7 protein-coding genes are annotated in these 6,839 nt (G+C 47.5%); all 7 read left to right on the forward strand.

The features are described from left to right. Positions 1–123 precede the first annotated feature (123 nt). A complete protein-coding gene (rsmI, locus tag QT992_RS08610) occupies positions 124–1,005 on the forward strand; it encodes a 16S rRNA (cytidine(1402)-2'-O)-methyltransferase (RefSeq protein WP_333336098.1) in 882 nt (293 codons plus the stop codon). A gap of 83 nt (positions 1,006–1,088) precedes the next feature. Further along, complete coding sequence (locus QT992_RS08615; protein ID WP_333315720.1) at positions 1,089–2,312, forward strand: glycosyltransferase; 1,224 nt, start codon at positions 1,089–1,091, stop codon at positions 2,310–2,312. 400 nt (positions 2,313–2,712) lie between these two features. Beyond that, a complete protein-coding gene (gene hpxO / locus QT992_RS08620) occupies positions 2,713–3,966 on the forward strand; it encodes an FAD-dependent urate hydroxylase HpxO (protein WP_333315719.1) in 1,254 nt (417 codons plus the stop codon). A gap of 235 nt (positions 3,967–4,201) precedes the next feature. Next, positions 4,202–4,564 (forward strand): hydroxyisourate hydrolase, encoded by a 363-nt coding sequence (uraH, locus tag QT992_RS08625; protein ID WP_333315718.1) that lies wholly within the window; start codon positions 4,202–4,204, stop codon positions 4,562–4,564. A gap of 241 nt (positions 4,565–4,805) precedes the next feature. Further along, positions 4,806–5,825: an aromatic ring-hydroxylating dioxygenase subunit alpha gene (locus tag QT992_RS08630; RefSeq protein ID WP_333336022.1), complete on the forward strand. Its 1,020-nt coding sequence runs from the start codon at positions 4,806–4,808 to the stop codon at positions 5,823–5,825. 280 nt (positions 5,826–6,105) lie between these two features. Beyond that, positions 6,106–6,606, forward strand: a complete 501-nt coding sequence (uraD, locus tag QT992_RS08635) for a 2-oxo-4-hydroxy-4-carboxy-5-ureidoimidazoline decarboxylase (protein WP_333315716.1) — start codon at positions 6,106–6,108, stop codon at positions 6,604–6,606. Positions 6,607–6,619: 13 nt separating this feature from the next. Beyond that, a partial coding sequence (locus tag QT992_RS08640; protein ID WP_333376829.1) for a hypothetical protein occupies positions 6,620–6,839 on the forward strand: 220 nt, incomplete at its 3' end.

The following is a 6,839-nucleotide window of genomic DNA, read 5'->3' on the forward strand; positions in this document are numbered from 1 at the left end:
TCTGCGTGGCATGGGCGTCCCGCCCGTGTCCCATCTGCGTGGCATGGGCGTCCCGCCCGTGTCCCATCTGCGTGGCATGGGCGTCCCGCCCGTGTCCCATCGTTAAAAAATCCCAATCTTAAAATGCAAGCAAATCCCACCACAGGAACACTTTACATCGTAGGAACCCCGATCGGCAACCTCGAAGACATGACATTTCGCGCCATCAAAATCTTGCAAAGAGTAGACTTCATCGCCGCCGAAGATACCCGCCATACAGGCAAACTTTTGCAACATTTCCAAATCAAAACCCCCCAAATCAGCTATCACGAACACAACCAACAGCAGCGACTCCCCGAACTCATCGACAAACTGCATTTAGGCAAAGATATCGCCCTCGTCACCGATGCCGGAATGCCGGGAATTTCTGACCCCGGATACGAGTTAGTCAAAGCCTGCGCCGATGCTAATATTAACATTATTCCGATTCCCGGCCCTACCGCCTGCATTGTTGGGATAACTGCATCAGGATTACCCACAGAGAGATTTGTATTTGAAGGTTTCTTACCCGTGAAAGGTCAAGAACGCCAACAGAGTTTAGAAGCTTTGCAAATAGAATCCCGCACTATAATATTATACGAATCTCCCCACCGATTGCGCCAAACTTTACAAGATTTAGCAAATACTTTGGGAAGCGACAGACAGATTGTGCTGGCGAGAGAATTAACCAAAATGCACGAAGAGTTTTGGCGTGGTAGTATAGAAAGTGCGATCGAGCTTTACACCAATCGCGAACCCCAGGGAGAATTTACCCTCGTAATAGCCGGCATTCAAACAGCCGCCCCAATATTTTCCGAAGACGCAATTAAAGCAGAATTGCAAACATTAATTGCAGAAGGCATAAGTCGTTCCCAAGCCAGCCGCCAGCTAGCGCAACAAACATCCCTCCCCCGCCGCCAAATCTACCAACTCGCCCTCACAATAGGCGACAATGAATCACTAGAACAACCCGTGGATGACTTGTGAATAACTCTTTTCTCTTCTTCTCTGCGCCCTCTGCGCCCTCTGCGGTTAAATAAAAAAAGCTAGATACTCACACTCAGAATTATATGGTACGCGGAAACTACGATCGACAAAAACCCTATTTACGCAACCCCCACATCAACAAACCAATCGCCGAAATCTATGCAGACTTAGACGCCTTTAGCTGGGAGATATTTGAAGACCAACCCCACCGCTTCGATACCGTCAGTTTCTACGTATTGCTTCCCCCACTATTTTACGAAGGGCGTTTCATCAAAGGAATTTACTTCAGCGAAGGAGTCGAACTAATAAACAAACTATTTCCCCAAATTTCCTCAGTATTTTTCTCCTTCACCTATTCCCCCGGAATCTCCTATTCCTGGGCCCCCATAGCTGACGCCTACTCCAGTTTATACAAAAACCCACAGCGAGAAAAGTGGTTTCGCGAAACTTATGTCGATCGCGCCCACAAACCAATCATACCACTGCAAGACACCGACTTCATCAACGAATACTTAATTTCCCCGCGCAACGTCCCCGCCAAAGACATCGACTTGCTAGCCGTCGCGCGCATTTCCGAAGAAAAAAATTTGCCAATCATAGCCAAAGCCTTAAAAGTTTACCGCCAAAAATATCCGCAAAAACCGATAAAACTAACAGTAGTCACCGGACACGAATTTGATGCTAGCAACCTGCAAACTCTCGACGAGTACGCATTAAAAGAATGGCGACAAGTCGAGGCAATTTTAACCAACCCCTCCGACTACATTAACTTAGTGCCGAGAGTAGACTACTACAGCGAAATCCCCACATATTATTCGCGAGCACAAGCATTCGTCCTCGGTTCCCTCCTCGAAGGAAAAAACCGGGGAATTACCGAAGCCATGAGTTGCAACGTACCAGTAATTTGTTTTGAAGAATTCAACCAATACGCCAGAGGAAACTCGCCCGTTTTCCCCAAAGGTGCGGGTCTTTACGCCAAATTTGACCCAGAATCTCTCGCAGATACTATATATACAGTATTAGAAAATCAAACAGAATTCAAACCGCGATATCAGTATTTAAAGCATTGCGGGCGCAAGAACTTTTTCAATACTTGTATAGACAGTTTTCCTTACTATCAGCACAATATTCCCGACTACAAACCCGGAGATGCGATAAACAATTTGTGGCTGGATTTAGCAGTTCAGCAAAATTATCAAGTTAGTTTGAATAGCTTTTTGTACGGAGGTTCTCCATTGTCTCATATTCGCGGGATAAATGCGATTGGGCACAATCTCGGGGAGTTAACAAAGTTTATAGCTGAGTAAGATACCCACAGTTTATGAAGCAGGGACACGGCAATCCCCAAAGAGTCTCAACTTAAGCCTAAAACCTTTGATAAATATCGCTTTTATCTAAGCCTAGATCCCCCTCGCATCCCCCTTAAGAAAGGGGACGAAAGAGAAGGCTCTTGTCCCCCCCTTCTTAAGGGGGGTTAGGGGGGATCTAAGTTTAATGGTCAAACCGCAATCTGTGACTGGGTTTGAACTTAAGTTGACACTCCTTGGGCTCTTGGAGTGTCCCTACGGGGATATATCGATCCCCACAAGAATTGTTGGAGATGTCTCATAGGGATATGCCCCACCAAAGCCGATCGCCATTTGTCAAAAACTGCATGAATTAGTAATTTACGATACAGTCACAACTCCATTGCGGGTATAAAATATAGTGAGTTTCAAAGTTCCGACAGACGGGAAAAAAGATTTATTTAACTGTTATGAATTCTTGAAAAAAGCTGTAATTCAGCAGGATAAACACAGAATGCACGACTTAAAAGTTGTCATCATCGGTGCGGGAATTGGCGGCTTAACTGCGGGAATTGCCCTCGAACAAGCGGGCTATGAAGTTGAAATTTACGATCGCGTAAAAGAACTGCGCCCCGCAGGAGCCGGCATCTCCCTGTGGTCGAACGGCGTCAAAGTTCTCAACCGCTTGGGCTTAGGCGAAAACATGGCAAAAATCGGCGGTCAAATGGAGCGCATGGAATACCGCACCAAAACCGGCGAACTACTGAATGACATCGATTTAATGCCGCTAATTCAACAAGTCGGTCAGCGCCCCTATCCCGTTGCCCGCCGCGATTTGCAGAATATGTTGCTAGCAGCTTTTAAGGGAAAAGTCAAGCTCGATCGCAAGTGTATTTCTGTAGAAGAAGACGAAAGCGGAGTAACAGCAATCTTTGAAAACGGAGACAAAGCGCGGGGCAATTTGTTAGTGGCGGCTGACGGGGTTCGCTCGATTTTGCGCACGTATATATTGGGCCGCGAAGTAGAGCCGAAATACGGCGGTTATATCAACTGGAACGGGTTAGTACCCGCAGCGGAAGAACTAGCGCCGAAAAACACTTGGGCGATATATGTCGGCGAGCACAAACGGGCGTCAATGATGCCAGTCGCGGGCGATCGATTTTACTTTTTCTTAGATGTTCCCTTGCCCAAAGGTACTCCCGCCAATCCCGACAATTACAAAGCCGAACTTAAAGAACATTTTAAAGGTTGGGCCGAACCAGTGCAATTGCTGATAGATACTTTCGACCCCGCAGCAGTGGCGCGGCCGGAAATTCACGACGTAGGGCCGATCGACAGCTTCGTTCGCGGTAGAGTGGCTTTGCTGGGAGATGCGGCCCACGCCACCTGCCCGGATCTCGGCCAGGGAGGCTGTCAGGCGATGGAAGACGGGCTGGTACTCAGTAACTACCTTTTGAGTACGAATTTGGGCGTAGAATACGCGCTCAAACGTTACGAAACCGAGCGCAAACAGCGGGCGAATGCAGTTGTTGAAAAAGCCCGACAGCGCGCGGAACAAATACACGGTAAAGATCCAGTTGTAACAGAAAAGTGGTATCAACAATTAGCGTATGAACGGCCGACTGATGTCACAGATGCGATCGTCAAAGTCATCTCAGCAGGCCCGCTACACTAATACAAACAGATAATTCCCAGGACACAGCAGTGTTGTGTCCCTACTCATCCCTCATATCATGTCCGATCGATTAACCATAATATCCCGGTCGGGCGGGTTTTTGAGATTGTCAATTCTTGGCAAGTATTGTTGGTGAGGGGAGCCCCTACGAAAATCGCGGTCGATCGACCGGACATGATATCATCCCTCTTCCCTCTTCCTTCTTCCTTCTTCCTTCTTCCTTCTTGAATAAAAAATGTCAGGAAAACTTACTACTCACGTTCTCGATACAGCCCGCGGCTGTCCGGCTGCAAATATGCCGATCGCCCTGCATTCAATTGACCCAAAATCCGGCGCCAAAACGCTGCTCAAAACTGTAACAACTAATGCTGACGGCCGCACCGCAGATCCTTTACTATCCGAAAGCGAACTCAAACCGGGAGTTTACGAATTAGTCTTTTCTGTGGGCGAATACTTCGCGCAGTTCGCCGAAAAATTGCCAGAACCGCCGTTTTTAAACATCGTTCCGATTCAGTTCGGCATCGCCGATTCAAGCGCACATTATCACGTACCTTTGCTTGTTTCGCCTTGGTCTTACAGTACCTATCGCGGTAGTTGAAGAGAACTCACATCTTGCACCTCAAGAACAGGCTTTCCGGCCTGTTCCACAAAGAATGAATTTCTGGTGGGGTGGGCGCACCTCAAGAACAGGCTTTCCGGCCTGTTCCACAAAGAATGAATTTCTTGTGGGGAGTAGGGGTTGGGCAGGAGAGCCCGCCCATAAAAACCTTACTGAGAATGGTGCAAGATGTCAGATAGAAGGAAGAAGCGTTTAGTTATTATTTAAAAGAGGAGGAATTATGTTAGTTACGAAGCAACCTATTTTCAAACGATTCTGGTATCCAGTGATTCCTACATCCGAATTATCCGGCGAACCAAAAGCTTTTGAACTATTAGGAGAACCCATCGTTTTGTGGTTGGATTCCGAAGGTAAACCCGCTGCAGTTGAAGACCGCTGCAGTCACCGCACGGCTAAACTGTCGATCGGCAAAATTGTCGGCGGCAACATTTGCTGCGCTTACCACGGCTGGACATTCAACTCATCTGGAACCTGCGTCAGCGTTCCGCAGCAGCAAAACGGCGCAATTTCTGCAAATTATAAAGTAAAAGCTTACCGCACGCGCGAGCGCTACGGATACGTTTGGGTTTGTCTGGGAGAACCGCTGGCAGAAATTCCCGATATTCCCGAAGCTGCAGACTCGAATTACCGCCAAATTCACGAATTTTATGAACGCTGGAATTGTGCGGGATTGCGAGTAATGGAAAATGAATTAGATATGGCGCATCCGTCTTTTGTACACACCGCAACTTTCGGTAGCGAAGCACATCTCGCCCCAGATGTAATGGAATTTGAAGAAACAGAATGGGAACTGCACTACCGCAGCATTTTAGGCGTAGCAAATCCCACACAGCAACAGCAAAACTTAAAAATCGAGCAACAAGAAACCGTGCGGACGATCGACGGAATTTGGTTTATGCCCTTTACCGTCAAACTGCGGATTGTTTACCCAAACGGACTCGTTCACATCATCGTCAATACCATGACTCCGATTAACGATTCCGCATCTCAAATGGTGCAATTTTGCCTCCGAAACGATACCGAAGCCGATGCTAAAACCAGCGATATTATTGCCTTCGATCGCGCCGTTACATTAGAAGACAAACGCATTTTAGAAACCACTGATTGCGACGTACCCCTCGACATCACCCAAGAACAGCATATGCTGACAGATAAACCGGGAATCATCATCCGCCGCAAAATTGCTGCACTCCTAAAAGCCCACGGCGAAGTCGAACAAACTCAAGTCAGCAGTCATTAGTCATCAGTCAGTAGTCAGTAGTCATCAGATCGATCATAGGTCGGGGCGGGTTTTTGAGATTGTCGGTTTTTGGCGACTATTGTTGGTGAGGGCAGCCCCTACAAGAATCATGGTCAATCGACCAGACATAATATAACTTCCCGGTAGAAGATAATTTACTTCTTCCCCCTTCTTCCCTCTTCCTTCGTGCCCTTCGCGTCTTCGCGGTTCAATAAAAATAATTCCTCCGATACCAAACGAATAAAACAAACCTAATTAAAATTAATCAACCCAATTCAAAATGCCATACTCTTTAGTTCAACTCAACCAACTCAGCCAGGAGGAATTTACACAAGCCCTCGGCGAGATTTTTGAACACACCCCCGCGATCGCCCGCCGCAGTTGGGACGATCGCCCTTTCGCATCCACAGCCGACTTGCACGCCAAAATGGTAACAGCCGTCAGCGCCATGACTGAAGCCGAAAAATTAGCTTTAATTCAAGCCCACCCGGATTTAGGAAGCAAAGCAAAAATGGCGGAAGCATCGGTTAGCGAACAAGCCGGTGCGGGTTTGGATAAACTTTCTGTTGAAGAGTTCGATCGCTTTCAATTCCTGAATCGATCGTACCGCGAAAAATTCGGTTTCCCCTTCATTGCGGCGGTGAAAAAACACACTAAAACCAGCATTATCGAAGCATTTAAACAGCGCCTCGACAATTCCCTGGAAACAGAAATGCAGCAGGCTGTAGCTGAAATTTGCGAAATAGCCCGCTTTCGCCTGGAGTCGGCAATTCAAAATTAATCGGGCGGGCAGGATGCCCACCCCACAAGAAAATTCAATCTTTGCTTCACAGGCAAGATGCCTGTTGCTGTGGAACAAGCAAGATGCCTGTTGCTGTGGAACAAGCAAGATGCCTGTTGCTGTGGAACAAATATCTTGCCTGTTGCTGTGGAACAGGCATCTTGCCTGTTGCTGTGGAACAGGCATCTTGCCTGTTGCTGTGGAACAGGCATCTTGCCTGTTGCTGTGGAACA

The organism is Microcoleus sp. T3_D1 (genome assembly GCF_036700405.1).
Lineage (GTDB): Bacteria > Cyanobacteriota > Cyanobacteriia > Cyanobacteriales > Microcoleaceae > Microcoleus.